Annotated in this window: 16 protein-coding genes; 7 read left to right on the top strand and 9 right to left on the bottom strand. The window is 70.4% G+C overall.

Features of this window, described 5'->3' with window-relative positions; all coding sequences use genetic code 11:
* Positions 1 to 23: 23 nt before the first annotated feature.
* The 6 genes from rho to argS form a co-directional block, all read right to left on the bottom strand.
* Complete coding sequence (gene rho / locus ELQ94_RS06520; protein WP_243696892.1) at positions 24 to 2,468, bottom strand: transcription termination factor Rho; 2,445 nt, start codon at positions 2,466 to 2,468, stop codon at positions 24 to 26.
* Positions 2,469 to 2,672: 204 nt separating this feature from the next.
* Positions 2,673 to 3,626, bottom strand: a complete 954-nt coding sequence (thrB, locus tag ELQ94_RS06525) for a homoserine kinase (RefSeq protein WP_127048400.1) — start codon at positions 3,624 to 3,626, stop codon at positions 2,673 to 2,675.
* Position 3,627: 1 nt separating this feature from the next.
* On the bottom strand, positions 3,628 to 4,965 hold the full coding sequence (locus ELQ94_RS06530; protein ID WP_127048403.1) for a homoserine dehydrogenase: 1,338 nt from the start codon (positions 4,963 to 4,965) through the stop codon (positions 3,628 to 3,630).
* Positions 4,962 to 6,452, bottom strand: coding sequence for a diaminopimelate decarboxylase family protein (locus tag ELQ94_RS06535; RefSeq protein WP_127048405.1), 1,491 nt, complete (start codon positions 6,450 to 6,452; stop codon positions 4,962 to 4,964). Before ELQ94_RS06535 ends, ELQ94_RS06530 begins: the two co-directional genes overlap by 4 nt.
* 149 nt (positions 6,453 to 6,601) lie before the next feature.
* Positions 6,602 to 7,390 carry an LmeA family phospholipid-binding protein gene (locus tag ELQ94_RS06540; protein ID WP_127048408.1) on the bottom strand — a complete coding sequence of 263 codons (789 nt, stop codon included), beginning with the start codon at positions 7,388 to 7,390 and terminating at the stop codon, positions 6,602 to 6,604.
* A 1-nt stretch (position 7,391) separates the two neighbouring features.
* Positions 7,392 to 9,056, bottom strand: coding sequence for an arginine--tRNA ligase (gene argS / locus ELQ94_RS06545; protein ID WP_127048411.1), 1,665 nt, complete (start codon positions 9,054 to 9,056; stop codon positions 7,392 to 7,394).
* 126 nt (positions 9,057 to 9,182) lie between these two features.
* Here argS and ELQ94_RS06550 point away from each other — a divergent pair, with 126 nt between their 5' ends.
* Positions 9,183 to 9,827, top strand: a complete 645-nt coding sequence (locus ELQ94_RS06550; RefSeq protein WP_127048413.1) for a hypothetical protein — start codon at positions 9,183 to 9,185, stop codon at positions 9,825 to 9,827.
* Between the two features lie 31 nt (positions 9,828 to 9,858).
* Entirely contained in the window at positions 9,859 to 10,065 is a 207-nt protein-coding gene (locus ELQ94_RS06555; protein WP_127048415.1) for a hypothetical protein, read from the top strand.
* Between the two features lie 40 nt (positions 10,066 to 10,105).
* Here the strand turns inward: ELQ94_RS06555 and ELQ94_RS06560 are convergent, their stop codons facing one another.
* On the bottom strand, positions 10,106 to 10,924 hold the full coding sequence (locus ELQ94_RS06560) for a helix-turn-helix transcriptional regulator (protein ID WP_127048418.1): 819 nt from the start codon (positions 10,922 to 10,924) through the stop codon (positions 10,106 to 10,108).
* A gap of 100 nt (positions 10,925 to 11,024) precedes the next feature.
* On the opposite strand from ELQ94_RS06560, the gene ELQ94_RS06565 reads away from it, so the two are divergent.
* Together ELQ94_RS06565 and ELQ94_RS06570 are read left to right on the top strand one after the other, a co-directional pair.
* Positions 11,025 to 11,762 carry an SDR family oxidoreductase gene (locus ELQ94_RS06565; RefSeq protein WP_127048420.1) on the top strand — a complete coding sequence of 246 codons (738 nt, stop codon included), beginning with the start codon at positions 11,025 to 11,027 and terminating at the stop codon, positions 11,760 to 11,762.
* Positions 11,759 to 11,989, top strand: coding sequence for an Atu4866 domain-containing protein (locus ELQ94_RS06570; protein WP_127048422.1), 231 nt, complete (start codon positions 11,759 to 11,761; stop codon positions 11,987 to 11,989). The genes ELQ94_RS06565 and ELQ94_RS06570 overlap by 4 nt, the downstream gene beginning before the upstream one ends.
* Positions 11,990 to 12,019: 30 nt before the next feature.
* On the opposite strand, the gene ELQ94_RS06575 is transcribed toward ELQ94_RS06570, so the two are convergent.
* The gene (locus ELQ94_RS06575) at positions 12,020 to 12,580 is read right to left on the bottom strand and encodes a TetR/AcrR family transcriptional regulator (RefSeq protein WP_127048425.1); all 561 of its coding nucleotides are present in this window, start codon (positions 12,578 to 12,580) and stop codon (positions 12,020 to 12,022) included.
* Positions 12,581 to 12,664: 84 nt separating this feature from the next.
* Here ELQ94_RS06575 and ELQ94_RS06580 point away from each other — a divergent pair, with 84 nt between their 5' ends.
* Positions 12,665 to 13,411, top strand: a complete 747-nt coding sequence (locus tag ELQ94_RS06580) for an SDR family NAD(P)-dependent oxidoreductase (RefSeq protein ID WP_127048427.1) — start codon at positions 12,665 to 12,667, stop codon at positions 13,409 to 13,411.
* 34 nt (positions 13,412 to 13,445) lie between these two features.
* Here the strand turns inward: ELQ94_RS06580 and ELQ94_RS06585 are convergent, their stop codons facing one another.
* Positions 13,446 to 13,955 (bottom strand): MarR family winged helix-turn-helix transcriptional regulator, encoded by a 510-nt coding sequence (locus ELQ94_RS06585; RefSeq protein WP_127048429.1) that lies wholly within the window; start codon positions 13,953 to 13,955, stop codon positions 13,446 to 13,448.
* 89 nt (positions 13,956 to 14,044) lie between these two features.
* Here ELQ94_RS06585 and ELQ94_RS06590 point away from each other — a divergent pair, with 89 nt between their 5' ends.
* Together ELQ94_RS06590 and ELQ94_RS06595 are read left to right on the top strand one after the other, a co-directional pair.
* On the top strand, positions 14,045 to 14,977 hold the full coding sequence (locus tag ELQ94_RS06590) for an NADP-dependent oxidoreductase (RefSeq protein WP_127048431.1): 933 nt from the start codon (positions 14,045 to 14,047) through the stop codon (positions 14,975 to 14,977).
* 132 nt (positions 14,978 to 15,109) lie between these two features.
* Positions 15,110 to 16,000, top strand: coding sequence for a MerR family transcriptional regulator (locus tag ELQ94_RS06595; RefSeq protein WP_127048433.1), 891 nt, complete (start codon positions 15,110 to 15,112; stop codon positions 15,998 to 16,000).
* The last annotated feature ends 39 nt before the right edge of the window (positions 16,001 to 16,039 follow it).

The raw sequence follows: 16,039 nt of genomic DNA on the forward strand, positions 1-16,039 counted from the left end.
CCCGGGTGGGTTCGGTGGGGTCGCTAGCGGTGGTCGCGCTCCTGGCCGTGGCTGTGGCCGGTGGCCGCGGGCTGCGGCATCGACTTCTGCATCTGGACGAGGAACTCGACGTTCGAGCTCGTCTCCTTGAGCTTGCCGAGGACGACCTCGAGCGCCTGCTGCTGGTCGAGACCGGCGAGGGCGCGACGCAGCTTCCAGGTGATCTTGACCTCGTCGTTCGACAGGAGCATCTCCTCGCGGCGGGTGGACGACGCGTTCACGTCGACGGCCGGGAAGATGCGCTTGTCTGCGAGCTGACGCGAGAGGCGCAGCTCGGAGTTTCCGGTGCCCTTGAACTCCTCGAAGATGACCTCGTCCATCTTGGATCCGGTCTCCACGAGCGCCGTCGCGAGGATGGTGAGCGAGCCACCGTTCTCGATGTTGCGGGCGGCGCCGAAGAAGCGCTTTGGCGGGTAGAGCGCCGCGGCGTCCACTCCACCGGACAGGATGCGTCCCGACGCCGGAGCGGCGAGGTTGTACGCACGGCCCAGCCGGGTGATCGAGTCGAGCAGAACCACGACGTCGTGACCGAGCTCCACGAGGCGCTTCGCACGCTCGATGGCGAGCTCGGCGACCGTGGTGTGGTCCTCGGCGGGGCGGTCGAAGGTGGAGGCGATGACCTCGCCCTTCACCGTGCGCTGCATGTCCGTGACCTCTTCGGGGCGCTCGTCGACGAGCACGACCATGAGGTGGACCTCGGGGTTGTTGATCGAGATCGCGTTGGCGATCTGCTGCAGCACGATCGTCTTACCGGCCTTGGGGGGCGCGACGATGAGGCCGCGCTGGCCCTTGCCGATGGGGGCGACGAGGTCGATGATGCGCTGCGTGAGCTTGCCCTGCTCCGTCTCGAGCCGCAGACGCTCCTGCGGGTAGAGCGGGGTGAGCTTGCCGAACTCGACGCGCGTGCCGGCCTCGTCGACGGGCTGACCGTTGACGCTGTCGACCTTGACGATCGCGTTGTACTTCTGGCGGGCGTTGTTCTCGCCCTCCCGCGGCTGGCGGATCGCGCCGACGACGGCGTCACCCTTGCGCAGGTTGTACTTCTTCACCTGGCCGAGGGAGACGTAGACGTCGTTCGTACCCGGGAGGTAGCCCGACGTGCGCACGAAGGCGTAGTTGTCGAGCACGTCGAGGATGCCCGCGACGGGGATCAGGACGTCGTCCTCGGAGATCTCCGGCTCGGCGTCCTCGCCGCCGCGACGCTTGCGGTCGCGGTAACGCCCGCGGCCGCGGCCTTCGGCGTCCTCCTGCTGTTGCTGCTGCTGCGAGTTGCCGCGGCCGCCCTGCTGGGCTCCCTTGTCGCGACCCTGCTGATCGTTCTGGCCGCGCTCGTTCTGGGTGCGGTCGTTCTGGCCGCGCTCACCGCGCTCGTTCTGGGTGCGCTCGCCCTGGCCACGGTCGTTCTGACCCTGGTTGCGGTCGTTCTGACCCTGGTTGCGGTCGTTCTGCGCGCGGTCGTTCGAGGCCTTGTCTGCCTGGCCGTTCTGCGCGTTCTGGCCGTTCTGGGCCTTGTCGTTCTGGTCGCCGCCGCGATTGCGGCTGCGTCCACGCGAGCGTCCCTGACGCGGCTGCTGCTCGTCGGAGTCCGACTGCTCGGAACGGTCGGAACCGCGGTCGGCGGCGGGCTGAGCGTCCTGTTCGGCCGCGTCGTCTGCCGGCTGCTCGGCCGACTGCTCGTTCTGCTGGTCGTCGGAGTTGTTGCGACGCCCACGGCCGCGACGGTTGCCGCGCTTGTTCTGACGCTCGCGACCCTCACCGCCGTTCGACTGCTCGCCGTTGGACTGCTCGCCGTTCGACTGGTCGCCGTTCGACTGCTCGCCGTTCTGCTGCTCACCATTGTCGGCGGCCTCGGCGGGAGCGGAGGTCGACGCGTCGACTCCGCCGTTGACGACCTCGGCCGCGCCGGCGTCGAAGAACGCGGCATCGGCGGGAGCCTGGGACGAGGTCGCAGCGAGCTCGTCGGCGGCCGGTGGGAGCTGGGCCGGCTGGTCGGCGTTCACGTGGACGGCAGCGGCGACGGCGCCGCGCTCCACGTCCGCGCTCGTGGCCCGGCGGGATCCGCGGCGACGACCGGTGGCCGGTGCGGCGGCGGCCGGAGCGGCCTCGACAGGAGCGGCCTCGACCGGGGCGGCCTCCTCGACGGGAGCCGAGGCGGCCGGGGAGGCCTCCTCGACGTCCAGCTCGGTGGCGACACCCGCGGTGGCGAGGCTCGCCTCCGAGGGCGCTTCGGGCTCGGCGACCGGGACGGACTCCGAGGAGCCGGCCTGGGCGCTCGCGGCGTTGATCGCCTCGACGAGCTCGCCCTTTCGGAGCTTGGATGCATCGGCGATGCCCCATTCGGCGGCCAACTGCTTGAGTTCGGCGACCTTGAGGGATCCGATTGCGACACTGCTGTCCGCGATTCGCTCGCGGAGACTGACGTCTGACACTGGAGATTCTTCCTTTCTCCTACGATGTGGTCGATGACCACGAGAGGAGAGCCGTTCGCCGGCGATCAGGCCCGGAGTCGGCCTGGAGAGAACACTGTCTCTCGAAGCACACTGCCGGGATGTCCGCGCAAGAAAGGCGCGGGCGCATCGACCAGAGCGAAGGTGATGAGTGAGTGGAATTGATCCGAGCGGGTGACTCGCGTGCTAGACGGCGTCCCCCGGGATCGGTTCAACTGTAGCACCCTTGACGTCGACGGCCAGCATGAGCGGAGTCCAGTGCACGCCGGCGTGTCGGGCGATAAGATCCGCAGCCTCGAGCCGCTCCCCCGCCCCGTTGGCGAGGACGAGCACCGAGGGACCGGCGCCCGAGACGACCGCGGGGAGCCCGTGCTCGCGCAGCAGAGCGACGACGCGGGCCGTCTCCGGCATCGCGGAGGCGCGGTAGCTCTGGTGCAGCTTGTCCTCGGTCGCCGCGAACAGCAGTTCGGGGCTCTGCGTGAGAGCGGCGATGAGGAGGGCGGACCGCGAGACGTTGAAGACGGCGTCCTCGTGCGGCACGTGCTCGGGCTGCAGGCCGCGTGCCACCTTGGTGGAGAGAGTGGCCTCCGGCACGAGGATGAGCGGGGAGACGCCGCGGTGCACGAGAAGCGTCTTCTGGGCAGGTCCCGACGCGGTCGTCCACGCGATGGCGAGGCCGCCGAAGAGGGCGGGCGCGACGTTGTCGGGGTGACCCTCGATCTCCGTCGCGAGCCGCAGGAGGGTCTCGTCGGTCATCTCCACGAGGCCGTCGAGCAGCCCCTTCGCGGCGACGATGCCCGCCACGACGGCGGCACCCGAGGAACCCATGCCACGCCCGTGCGGGATGGTGTTGCGGGCGCGGAGCTCGAGCCCCGGCGCCTCGACACCCATCGCGGCGAGCGAGTGGAGCAGGGACGAGGCCACGAGGTTGGACTCGTCCGTCGGCACCTCGCCGGCACCGACACCCTCGACGTGCACGCGCACACCGGGGCGCTCGACGGCTTCGACCTCGAGCTCGTCGTAGACCGAGAGGGCGAGTCCCAGGGTGTCGAATCCCGGACCGAGGTTGGCGGTCGTCGCCGGCACCCGTACGGCGACGCGACGACCGACGAGGCTCGCGCCGCGCGACGGCTGCGCCACCTCAGGCTCCTTCGATGCGCAGGACGCTGCGCACGGATTCCACGGCGTCGGAGGCCGAGAGTGCGTCGACGGCCGCCGCGAGGGCCGCGTCGCGCGCGGTGTGCGTGCCGATGACGAGGCTCGCGGTGCCGCCGTCGCGCTCCGCAGCCGGGTCGGCCGTCGGGTCCGTCGCGTCGGTGGTCTGCTGCAGGGTCTCCACGGAGACGCCGCGTGCGGCGAGGATCCCCGCGAGTTCAGCCAGCACGCCGGGACGATCCTCGACCTCGAGGCTGATCCGGTAGCGGGTCTCCGCGGCGCCGATCGGCAGGACGGCGAGGTCGGCCGCGATGGACTCCCCCACGCCGACGCCGCCGGCGAGGTGGCGGCGGGCGATCGAGACGACGTCGCCGAGCACGGCGGACGCGGTCTGCACTCCGCCGGCGCCGGCGCCGTAGAACATGAGGGGGCCGGCAGCCTCCGCCTCCACGAACACCGCATTGTTGCCGCCGTAGACGGTCGCGAGCGGGTGGTCGCGGCGCACGAGCGCGGGGTGCACGCGCGCGGAGACGCCCTCGACACCGTCCTCGTCCGTGATGCGCTCGGCGATCGCGAGCAGCTTGATGACGAAGCCGGCCTCGCGCGCGGACTCGACGTCCTGCAGCGTGATCGCGGAGATGCCCTCCCGGTGCACGGCCGCGGCCGGGACCGAGGTGTGGAACGCGAGTCCCGCGAGGATCGCGGCCTTCTGCGCGGCGTCGTAGCCCTCGACGTCGAGGGTGGGGTCGGCCTCGAGGTAGCCGAGCTCGAGGGCCACCCGCTGGGCGTCCTCCATGCTGTCGCCGAAGCGGTCCATGCGGTCGAGGATGTAGTTGGTGCTGCCGTTCACGATCGCGAGGATGCGCTCGACGTGGTCGCCCGCGAGGCTGTCGCGCAACGGCCGGATGATCGGGATCGCGGCGGCGACGGCGGCCTCGTAGTAGACCTCCGCCCCCACCTGGGCCGCGGCGGCGAAGATCTCGGCGCCGTGCTCGGCGAGGAGCGCCTTGTTGCCGGTGACGACGTCGGCTCCCGAGCCGATGGCCGCGAGGATGTGGGACTTGGCCGGTTCGATGCCGCCCATGAGTTCGACGACGATGTCGGCGCCCTGGATGAGCGTCTCCGCGTCGGTCGTGAAGAGCTCGGCGGGCAGGTCGACGGTGCGCTTCGCGCTCACGTCACGCACGGCGATGCCGACGAGGTCGATCGGGACACCGGCGCGGGCGGCCAGTTCGTCGTGGTGCTCGAGCAGCAGGCGCGCCACCTGGGCTCCCACGGTTCCCGCTCCGAGCAGGGCCACTCGGAGGCTGCGGGTCTCGCTCATCGTTGATCCAATCCGGCGTCGCGCGCCAACAGCTGGTCTTCGGTGTCTCCGTGCACGAGGATCCGGGCACGTCCGTCGCTCACGGCGACCACGGGGGGCCTCGTGAGGAAGTTGTAGTTGCTCGCGAGCGAGAAGCAGTAGGCGCCCGTGGCGGGGACGGCCACGAGGTCGCCGGGGCGTACGTCGCCGGGCAGGTAGTCGGCGTTCACGACGATGTCGCCGGACTCGCAGTGCTTTCCGGCGAGGCGAACGAGCTGCGGTGCGGCGTCGGACGCGCGGTCGACGACCCGCACGGTGTAGTCGGCGCCGTAGAGGGAGGGGCGGGCGTTGTCGCTCATGCCGCCGTCGACGCTCACGTACCGGCGCACAGCTGACCCGGCACGGTCGCTCTCGTGCACCGCCGCCGCGGCCCCGTCCGTCGCGCCCTCGGCACCCGAACCGGTGCCGAGATCGGGGTCGACGCCGACCTCCACGGTGACGTCCTTCGTGGTGCCGACGGTGTAGAGGGTGACGCCCGCTTGCCCGATGATCGAGCGGCCCGGCTCGAAGGCGAGCGCGGGCACGGGGATGTCGAGCTCGGCGCACGTGGCCGCGACGGTCTCGGCGATGCGCGCGGCGATCGTCTCGATGGCCGTGGGCTCGTCGGCCGCCGTGTAGGCGATGCCGAAGCCGCCCCCGAGGTTGAGCGTGGGAACGGGGCCGCCGTCGAGGAGGCGCGCATGCACCGCGAGCATCCGGTGGGCGGACTCGGAGAAGCCGCCGGCGTCGAAGATCTGCGAGCCGATGTGGCAGTGCAGTCCCACGAAGTCGAGGGAGTCGTGCGCGCGGATCGCGGCGACCGCATCCTCCGCGGCGTCGAGCGTGAGGCCGAACTTCTGGTCCTCGTGCGCGGTCGCGAGGAAGTCGTGGGTCTGCGCGTGCACGCCCGAGTTGATGCGCAGGCGCACCCCCTGGCGCACGCCGTGACGCGTGGCGGCGGCCGCGACGCGCTCGATCTCCTGCAGGCTGTCGAGCACGATCGTACCGACGCCGCTCGTCACGGCGCGGGCGATCTCGGTCTGCGACTTGTTGTTGCCATGGAAGCCGATGCGGGCGGGCGGGGCTCCCGCGGCGAGCGCGAGGGCGAGTTCGCCGCCCGAGCACACGTCGATGCCGAGCCCGGCGTCGAGCATCCAGCGCACGACGTCCGCCGAGAGGAACGCCTTCCCCGCGTAGTAGCAGCTCGCGCTCGAGCCGATCGCGGTCATCGCGTCGTTCAGTGCGGTGGAGATGCGGACGGCGTTGGCGCGGGCCGTCCCCTCGTCCACGACGTAGAGGGGGGTGCCGAAGGAGGCGGTCAGATCGGTGACGGCGACGCCCGCGATCTCGACGACCCCGTCGTCACGACGCTCGGCGCCCGCCGGCCAGACGCCCGCGCTCAGCTCGTTCGCGTCGGCCGGCAGCGTCAGCCACGAGGGGGCGAGCGGATTGGCGGCGCGGGATGCCACGGGGCTGTGCTGATCTGAGACCACGGAATGCCTGACGGAGAGAGAAAAGCTGACGGACGGTGACCGCCCCGAGTCTACCGATCGTCGCACGCACCGGATTCCGGCACCGGCATCCGCGAGGCGACGCCCGCCCGCAGTGCGGACGGCGGCTAGCCGCAGGTGCCGCGGGACTCCAACAGGTCGCCGTCGAGGACCACGTTCGAGATGCCGAGCGTGAGTTCCGCGGCTTCGGGGGTGACCTCGAGACCTGTGAGCTGCGCGCCCTCCGGCAGGTAGTTGGCAACGCACACGGTGACGGGGGAATCGCCGACGAGGCGGTCGAGGATCGGCTGCACGTCGACGGTTCCGAGGTCCGTCGTGATCTCCGCCGAGTCGGGTGTGAAGATGAGCGACGTGCCCGCCGCCTCGGGGATGACGCTCAGGAGGTAGGAGATCTGGATGCCGAGGAAGGCGGTGCCGTCCTCGTAGCTGAGCGTGCCGTCCCCGAACCGCAGATCGGGGTCGTTGCCCGGCATCGTGACGAACGCGTTGAGCGCCTCCTCGTCGAGCGTTGCGACCGCGTCGACGCGCCCGACAGGCTCCTCGATGTCCGTCGGCACATCGAGGGCGGTGATCTCCATGCCCATCGGCACGCCGTCGACGACCGCGGCGTCGTCGCTCAGGACGATCCGCTCCATCCGGCCGCTGAGGAGCTGCACGATCACCCAGTCGCCCTCGATCGCCACGTCGACGTCGGCCTCGACGTTCTCGGGCAGTCGCTGCTCCACCTGGGTCTTCACGACGTCTTGCGCGATGTTCCGCGCGATACCGTCGCCCGCGATGAGCGCGACGACACCGAGAACGAGGAGCACGATCGCGACGAACAGCCCGATCACCCAGCGCCGTCCGCGGCTCGGGTTCTTCTCGACGGGGCGGGCGACGAAGAAGTCGTCGGTCATGTCACATCCGTTCGGGCGCGGAGACGCCGAGGAGGCCGAGGCCGTTGCGGATCACCTGGCCCGTGGCGTCGTTCAGCCACAGGCGCGTGCGGTGCAGGTCGGAGACGGGTTCGTCCCCCATGGGCAGGACGCGGCAGTTGTCGTACCAGCGGTGGTAGAGCCCGGCCACCTCCTCGAGGTAGCGGGCGATGCGGTGCGGTTCGCGCAGCTCGGCGGCCTGCGCCACGATGCGCGGGAACTCCTGCAGCGCACCGAGGAGCGCCGACTCGGTCTCGTGCTCGAGCAGTTCGGGTGCGAACGCCGAGCGGTCGACCCCGCCGGCGGCGGCGTTCCGGTCCACGGCGGACGTGCGCGCGTGGGCGTACTGCACGTAGAAGACGGGATTGTCGTTCGAGCGCTTCGAGAGCAGATCGAGGTCGATGTCGAGCGGGGAGTCGCTCGAGGAGCGCACGAGCGCGTAGCGTCCGGCGTCCACACCCACGGCGTCGACGAGGTCGTCGAGCGTGACGATCGTGCCGTTGCGCTTCGACATCTTGACGGGCTCGCCGTCCTTCAGCAGGTTGACCATCTGCCCGATGAGGATCTGCAGGTTCACCCCGGGGGTGTCCCCGAAGGCCTCCGCCATCGCCATCATGCGGCCGACGTAGCCGTGGTGGTCGGCGCCGAGCATGATGAGGTTCTGCTCGAAGCCGCGCTCACGCTTGTTGAGGTAGTAGCCGAGGTCGCCGGAGATGTAGGCGGGCTCGCCGTTGCTACGGATGATGACGCGGTCGCGGTCGTCGCCGAACGTGGTGGTGCGCAGCCACACGGCACCGTCCTCCTCGAAGACGTGGCCGAGGGCACGCAGGCGCTCGATGGCGCGACCGACGGCGCCGGACTCGTGCAGGTGGTCCTCGTGGAAGAACACGTCGAAGTCGACACCGAAGCCGTGCAGCTTGCCCTTGATCTCCTCGAACATGAGCTCGGTGCCGTGCTTGCGGAAGATCTCCTGCTGGGCCGCACGGTCGAGCGTGGACATGTCGCCGTCGTACTCCGTGACGACCTGTTCGGCGATCTCACCGATGTAGGCGCCGCCGTAGCCGTCCTCCGGCGTCGGCTCGCCGAGGTGGTGGGCGAGGAGGCTGCGCGCGAAGCGGTCGATCTGCGAACCGTGGTCGTTGAAGTAGTACTCGCGGGTCACGGACGCACCCTCGGCCTGGAGCACACGGGCGAGCGAGTCGCCCACCGCGGCCCAGCGCACGCCGCCCATGTGGATGGGGCCCGTGGGATTGGCGGAGACGAACTCGAGGTTGATGGGGATGCCGGCGTAGAGGTCGCCGCGGCCGTAGCCGTCGCCCGCGTCCACGATCGTCTTCGCAAGCACGCCGGCGGACGCCGCGGAGAGGCGGATGTTGATGAAGCCGGGGCCGGCGACCTCGGCCGAGTCGATGCCGTCCACCTGGGCGAGGCCCTCGGCGAGCTCGGTCGCGAGCTCGCGCGGGTTCACGCCGAGCGGCTTCGCGAGGCGCATGGCGAGGTTGGAGGTCCAGTCGCCGTGCTCGCGGTTCTTGGGCCGCTCGATCGTGACCGATTCGCGCGTGATGGACGCCGAGAATCCGGCCTGGCGTCGCTCCGCGAGCGGGAGGACGAGGTCGAACAGGGTCTGGGCGAGATCAGCAGGGGTCACGGGGGTCGATTCTATCCGGCCCACCGGCGGATGAGACCCGGCCGATCCGGCCCCGCCGCTCGTGCCTCCGCGGACGTGGACCCGCACGGCGTTATCGTCGGGAGTCCCCCTCGAGAAAAGACCAGGATGACCGCCTCAGCCCTCCCCCGCGTCCGCACCGTCCTGTTCACCGCGCTCGTCGTCGGTTCCCTCGGCCTGCTGAGCGGGTGCGCTCCCGAGCCGGGCCCGACGAGTCCGACCGACAGCCCCTCGGCCACCGCGTCGCCGAGCATCACGGCCCCCGGAGGCACCGAGCAGCCGAGCGGCGAGCCCACCGAACCCGCCGAGCTCCCGGATCTCGGGGAGGCCGGGCCGGAGTGCGGCGACGTGCTCTCCGACGATGACATCTACGCGTACAACCCCAACTTCAGCGCCGTCGCCTCCCCGACGCCCGCCTCCGATTCCCTGCTCGAGCGCGCCGCCTCACTCGACGGGACGACGTGCCGCTGGGTGAACAACTCGAGCGGCGAGGCCCTCGACATCGCCGTCGCGGTGCCGGGAGAGACCGAGCTCGCTGAGCTCCGGGACGAGGCGGAGTCCTCCGCGACGCCCGCTCCTGCGCTCTCCGATCCCCCCGCCGTGGAGGCCTACTTCGACCGCGTAGGAGACGTGGGCACCGGCCAGGTCTTCGCCGACGGCCGCTGGATCGTCCTGTCCGACGCCGCGTTCCTCGAGGCGGGCGACCTCGAGGAACTCGTGGCCACGGTGCTCGCGAACGTCTCTGCGGCGTAGCTCGCACTGGCGCCGGGCTACCCTTTCAACGGTGGAGTACATCAAGCCCTGGCACCCCGTGTTCGCGTGGGCGGCCCTCGTGATCGCGGTCCTCGGCATCGGCCTGTCCCTCTACAACCTGTTCGTGAATACCGGGAACGTCGGATCGTGGCTCCCACTGCTGCTGATCATGCCCTTCACGTTCGCCTACGCGATCGTGAGCCTGCGGGTGCGGTCTCGGCGGAAACGCTCGCGCTGACGCAGCGTCGCCCGCCAGCGTCGCCCGCCGCGGCCGACACCTATCGAACGCGCGTCGCCGCGAGCGAGCCCAGAAGCGCGAGCGCCTGGGCGCTGGCCGATCCGGGTTCTGCGAGATAGACGACGAGTTCCTGCCCGGGGGCTGCCCGGACGTCGAAGCTGTGCGATCGCACGGTGAGCGAGCCGACATCGGGGTGGAGGAACTGCTTCTCCGTGAGGCGTTTGCTGCGCGCCTCGGCGGTCTGCCACAGCTCGGCGAACTCGGCACTCGCCTCCCGCAGCTCGTCCACGACGGCACGGAGACGGAGATCCGCGGGGGCCGCGGCCACGGCCAGCCGGAGCCCCGCGACGGTTGCCGCGGCGGCCGACGCCCAATCGACCCAGAGGCTCCGCGCATGGGGGTCGAGGAACAGCATCTGCGCCAGGTTGTCGGGGTACGACGCCGAGGGGAAGAGCGCTCGACCGAGCGTGTTCGCGGCGAGCACGTCGTAGGAACGACCGAGGACCATGGCCGGGTGATTCGGCCAGGAATCGAGCAGCGCGAGCAGCTCCGGCGCCGCGCGTTCCCCCGCGCTCGAGGCCGGCGCTGGGCCGAGTCCCGCGAGTCGGAAGAGGTGCTGGCGGGCCTCGTCGTCGAGGCCGAGGACACGGCCGAGCGCATCGAGCACCGCGGGCGACGGGTTCGTCTCCCTGCCCTGCTCGAGGCGGATGTAATAGTCGGCGCTCATCCCCGCCGCCACCGCGACCTCCTCCCGGCGCAGCCCCGCGACCTGACGTCGCCCGCCGGACGGGAAGCCGGCGGACTCCGGACTCGTCGCCGCGCGCCGGGCGCGGAGGTAGTCGCCGAGATCGCTGGTCATGCGTCGACCCTATGACGGCGGGAGCGCAGACGGGAGGGTGCGCGGCACCCAGGCGGACCGCGGCCCTCGGGCGCGACGCCGGCGGCCGCAGGGTGGAGGCATGAACACACCTGACTCCCGCAAGATCGTCCTCGTCACCGGCGCCAGCAGCGGCATCGGGGCGGCCACCGCCGAGCGGCTGGCCTCCGACGGGCACCACGTGGTGCTCGCCGCCCGCCGCACCGACCGGCTCGACGCTCTCACCGCACGACTGACCACCTCGGGCGCCTCGGTTGAGAGCGTTCAGCTCGACGTCGTGGATCACGACGCCCACCGGGCGGTGGTCGACGCGATCGTCACCGAGCATGGTCGACTCGACGTGCTCGTCGCGAACGCCGGTGTCATGCCGCTGTCCCGCCTCGACGCCGGCCTCGTCGACGAATGGCGCCGCATGGTCGACGTCAACGTGATGGGCCTCCTCAACGGGATCGCCGCGAGCCTCCCCCACTTCACCCGACAGGGTTCCGGACACCTCGTGACGATCGCCTCGATCGGTGCGCACGAGGTGCCGCCGACGAGCGCCGTGTATTCCGGCACGAAGTTCGCCGCCTGGGCGATCACCGAGGGGCTCCGTGTGGAATCCCCCGCGGGTATCCGCGTGTCGACGATCAGCCCCGGCGTGACCGAGAGCGAACTCGCCGACTCGATCAGCGATCCGGTCGCCCGCGAGGCCATGGTCGCCTACCGGGCGCACGCCATCCCGGCGTCGAGCATCGCGGGCGCCGTGGCCTTCTCGATCGACCAGCCCGGGGATGTCGACGTCAACGAGATCATCGTCCGGCCGGCGGCACAGCGATGACCGATCACCTCGGGCTCTGGTGCACATTCGACGGTCATGTGCGGCAGGAGCTGCGCGCCGACGGCCGCTACGTGGAGGCGCGCGGCACCCGCGAGGCGGCCTACACCGGACGGTACGAGATCCACGGCGACCGCATCGAGTACTGGGACGACAGCGGTTTCACCGCGGACGGCACGTTCGTGCGCGGCGTCCTCCACCACGGCGGCATGGTCATGCACCGCCGCTGACACCGGCCGTCCGAGATATGCCTGCTCGATTCAGGGTCGGTCGTGCAGCATCCGTTCCACGGCAGTGACGACCGACCGCCGACGAGCGGCGATCTCCTCATCCCTGATGGGGTTCGCGTCGAGACCGGTGAGCCCCTCCGGCGACAGCTGCCAGGCCTGCGCGATCGCATAGATGAAGACCAGGACGTCGACGGCCGACAGGGGCTGCGCGGCGGCCGTCGCGACAGCGAGTGTCTTGTCCCGGTAGATCTCGCGCGGCTCAGCGGTGGCCTCCGGCCGCTCGAGCTGGGCCCACATACTCAGGCGCAGCACGTCGGGGAAGCGCTGATGGTGGTCGAACACATCGCCGGCCCAGCCCGCGAGGTCGTCGGGACGCGGGGGGACGTTCTCGGCCATGCGACGCAGTGCGTCCGCGAGGGCGGCGTCGAACAGCCCGCTCTTACCGCCGTAGTACGCGTAGATCATCCGGACGTTGCTCTGCGCCTGGGTCGCGATGCGCTCCACACGCCCGCCGGCGAAACCGTGGGCGGCGAACTCGGCGGTCGCCGCCGCGAGAATCCGCTCTCGCGTGGCTTCGGCGTCACGTGCCATGAGTCCCCCTTCGACTTCGATTGACGAGCTCGCTCTCACGGGCTAGCTTACAAGTAAGTACTCATTTACTTAATTGGAGACGACATGACCCGCATCGCCCTCGTGACCGGAGCCAACCGCGGACTCGGACGCACCACTGCGCTCGCCCTGGCCCGGAACAACATCAACGTCATGGTCGCCTCACGGAGTGATGGGAGCGACGTCGTCGACGAGATCGTCGGAGCGGGCGGCGACGCCATCGCGATCCGGATGGACGTCTCGGAGCCACCGTCCATCGAGACCGCTCGCGTCGCCGTCCTCGCCGGCATCCGGGAGAAGTGGGACGCCGTAGCGATCGACGTGCTCGTGAACAACGCCGGCGTGGGACTCTTCGCGCCGCTCGGTGACATCACGCCAGAGGATTTCGACGCCACGTTCGCGATCAACGTCCGTGGTCCGCTCCTCGTCACGCAGGCCTTCCTCCCGCACCTGTCGGAGGGAGCACGCATCGTCAACGTGTCGAGTTCACTCAGCCGACACGTCAGCCCCGCGACCTCCGTCTACGCGGCATCGAAGAAGGCGCTCGAGGCGCTGACGAGGAGCCTCGCACTCGAGCTCGGTCCGCGCGGCATCCGCATCAACTCGATCGCGCCCGGGCCCACCGCGACCGACTTCAACGGCGGGGCCATGCGCGACAGCGACGCCATGCGCACGGCGCTGTCGGAGCAGACCGCCCTCGGACGCGTGGGAGATCCGGACGACATCGCCGAGGCGATCTGCGCCTTCGTGTCCCCCGGGTTCGCGTGGGTCACAGGCGAGCGCATCGAGGTGTCCGGCGGCGTACTCCTGTGAGTCAGCCCTCCTGACGCCCGAACGCGCCGCACGCTCAGCTCGCCGCGGTCGGCTTCCGTCGGCGCGGCGCCGCGGAGCGCGGTGGGTTTGCGCGGAGGTGCTCGGCGGCCTGCCCGAGGATACGCCCCAACTCGTCGACGTCCCCGTCGGACAGGGCGACGAACAGCAACTCGTGGAGGGCCGCGATATGCCCGGGGAACACCGTCGAGAGCACCTCGCGGCCCGCCTCGGTGATGGCCACCACGATGCTGCGCTCGTCCTCGACGGAGGGTGATCGCACGACGAGCCCGCGTGTCTCGAGGAGCTGCGCCTGGTAGGTGAGTCCGCTGCGGCTGTAGACCACGCCGTCTGCGAGATCGGTCATGCGCAGGCGCCCGTCGGCCGCATCACCCAGGCGGGCGAGGAGCTGGAACTGTACGTAGCTCAGGTCGCCCGCGTCGCGGAGCTGCTTCTCGACGGCATGGCGCAGCAGGCTGCTCACCTCAGTGAAGGCGAAGTAGGCGCCGAGTTGCGTCGCGGTCAGGGAGGTGGGCGTCTCGCTCATGTCTTCATTCTATCTTGCTTCAAATTCGTAGCAGTGCTACGGTCGCCTTATTGCTTCGACTTCGAAGCACATGACGAGAGGAAGAGATCATGAAGGCAGTACGGTTCCACGAGGTGGGCGGACCCGAGGTGCTCCGGTACGAGGAGATCGATCGTCCGGATCCTGCGGACGGACAGGTCCGGATCCGCGTCGCGGCGTCCGCGTTCAGCGCGGCGGACAACGGCATGCGCGCCGGATTCCTGCCGATCCCGGTCGTGCTGCCGCATGTACCCGGCTACGACGTCTCCGGCGTGGTCGACGCGCTCGGTGAAGGCGTCGATGGCGTCACGGTGGGTGAGGCGGTCGTCGCCTTCCTCCCGATGGAACGCGACGGTGGCGCTGCCGAGTACGTGATCGCCCCGGCCGAGGCCGTCGTGGCCGCCCCCACGAGTATCCCGCTCGCGGATGCGGCCGGACTACCCTCCGTCGCCCTCACGGCGTGGCAAGCGCTCGTCGATGACGGCCGACTCGAAGCGGGACAGCGACTGCTCATCGTCGGTGCCGGAGGCGTCGTGGGCAAGTACGCCATCGCGCTCGCCCGGCGCTCGGGCGTGCACGTCATCGCGACGGCGAGCCCGCGCAGCATCGACGCGGTCCGCGCGGCCGGCGCACACCAGATCATCGACCACACCGCCGACGATCTCCTCGCCACCGTCGACGGTCAGGTCGACGTACTGCTCAACCTGGCTCCGATCGACCCGCAGGAGTTCGCCTCCCTGGTCGCGCTCGTCCGCGACGGCGGGGCCGTGGTGAGCACCACCGCGTTCATGGCGACTCCGAGCGACGAGGATCGCGGCGTCCGCGCGGCGACCGTCTTCGTCCGGCCGAACCGCGCACGCCTCACCGAGCTGGTGTCCCTCGTGGACGCCGGCGAGCTCGTCGTGGAGGTGACCCGCCGCATCCCCCTGACGGAGCTGCCCGCACTCCACGCCGAGGCCAGCGCGGGACGCGTCTCGGGCAAGGTCATCGTCCTGCCCGCGTGAGCCACCGGACGAAACCGAGCGACCCCTGCTGACGCCGAACGCGTCGGCGGGGGTCACTCGACGCAGAAAGGACACCCCCTCACCGGATCGATGTTTGACGTCGCCCCAGGGGCGTGGGCCACAGTGGAGGACATGACCGACAACCCCACCGCTGACGTCTCCCCTGGACGGTTCCGATCGCTGACCGGCCTCTCGGACAAGGCTCTCCGCCTGTACGCGGAACGGGGCATCCTCGTCCCCGCGTCGATCGACGACGGCACTGGCTACCGCTCGTATGCCCTCGCCCAGCTCCGCGACGGCATCACGCTCGATCTGCTTCGCCGCGCAAGGATCCCGCTCGAGGATCTCGTCGTCGACGATCGATTCCGGTTCGACGAGCACCGCGGGAAGCTGGCGATGCGGCGGGCGATGGAGGACTTCTCCCTGGACCTCGCCGAGCGTGTGGCGACGGGCGACCCGTCGGACCTCGTGGCCGACGTCACGGAGGCGGACCCTGCGCACTGGATCGCCGCCGACGTCCCGTTCAGCGTCTCCTCGAGTCCCGACGATCTCGAGGAGACCTTCACCGCGATGGCCGTCGACCTCCCGCAGCTCGACGGGGTTCTCGTCGAGGCCCTCCGCGCCGAGGGGATCGAAACGATCGACGAGTCGTGGACGGCGTCGGTCCCCGGAGCGGTGACGCGGCTGCGCCTCGCGCACCGCGTGGAGGAGCCCGTTTCGCCGGAGAAGCTCGTCGCGATCGAGGAAGCGGTCATGTCCCGCACCGACGACGCTGTGCGGGTGATGTGGGGGACCCTCCCCGAACGGCGCGAGGTCGTCTATTCGTGGCCGAAGGATACGCCGACGGATGATGTCGGCCTCGCCGACACGACCCTGTCCTACCTGGCAGCCATCGCCTTCGCTTACCGCGTCGCGGACGGCGACGTCACGGCGCTGAACGACACCGCCCGTCGCCGGGTCCCCGCGACGTCACTGTTCGATCAGTCCGTGTCACCCGAGGACGTCTACGACATCGCCTTCTGACCGTCGGAGCCCATCGAGAACCGAGAGGTCGTTCGCCTC

This window comes from Labedella endophytica (assembly GCF_003990045.1).
Lineage (GTDB): Bacteria > Actinomycetota > Actinomycetes > Actinomycetales > Microbacteriaceae > Labedella > Labedella endophytica.

Coding starts and splice junctions, on each gene's coding strand:
- ELQ94_RS06530 (WP_127048403.1), bottom strand. CDS start 4,965: ATGAGCGAGACCCGCAGCCTCCGAGTGGCCCTGCTCGGAGCGGGAACC.
- ELQ94_RS06540 (WP_127048408.1), bottom strand. CDS start 7,390: ATGACCGACGACTTCTTCGTCGCCCGCCCCGTCGAGAAGAACCCGAGC.
- ELQ94_RS06550 (WP_127048413.1), top strand. CDS start 9,183: ATGACCGCCTCAGCCCTCCCCCGCGTCCGCACCGTCCTGTTCACCGCG.
- ELQ94_RS06560 (WP_127048418.1), bottom strand. CDS start 10,924: ATGACCAGCGATCTCGGCGACTACCTCCGCGCCCGGCGCGCGGCGACG.
- ELQ94_RS06565 (WP_127048420.1), top strand. CDS start 11,025: ATGAACACACCTGACTCCCGCAAGATCGTCCTCGTCACCGGCGCCAGC.
- ELQ94_RS06570 (WP_127048422.1), top strand. CDS start 11,759: ATGACCGATCACCTCGGGCTCTGGTGCACATTCGACGGTCATGTGCGG.
- ELQ94_RS06575 (WP_127048425.1), bottom strand. CDS start 12,580: ATGGCACGTGACGCCGAAGCCACGCGAGAGCGGATTCTCGCGGCGGCG.
- ELQ94_RS06580 (WP_127048427.1), top strand. CDS start 12,665: ATGACCCGCATCGCCCTCGTGACCGGAGCCAACCGCGGACTCGGACGC.
- ELQ94_RS06585 (WP_127048429.1), bottom strand. CDS start 13,955: ATGAGCGAGACGCCCACCTCCCTGACCGCGACGCAACTCGGCGCCTAC.
- ELQ94_RS06590 (WP_127048431.1), top strand. CDS start 14,045: ATGAAGGCAGTACGGTTCCACGAGGTGGGCGGACCCGAGGTGCTCCGG.
- ELQ94_RS06595 (WP_127048433.1), top strand. CDS start 15,110: ATGACCGACAACCCCACCGCTGACGTCTCCCCTGGACGGTTCCGATCG.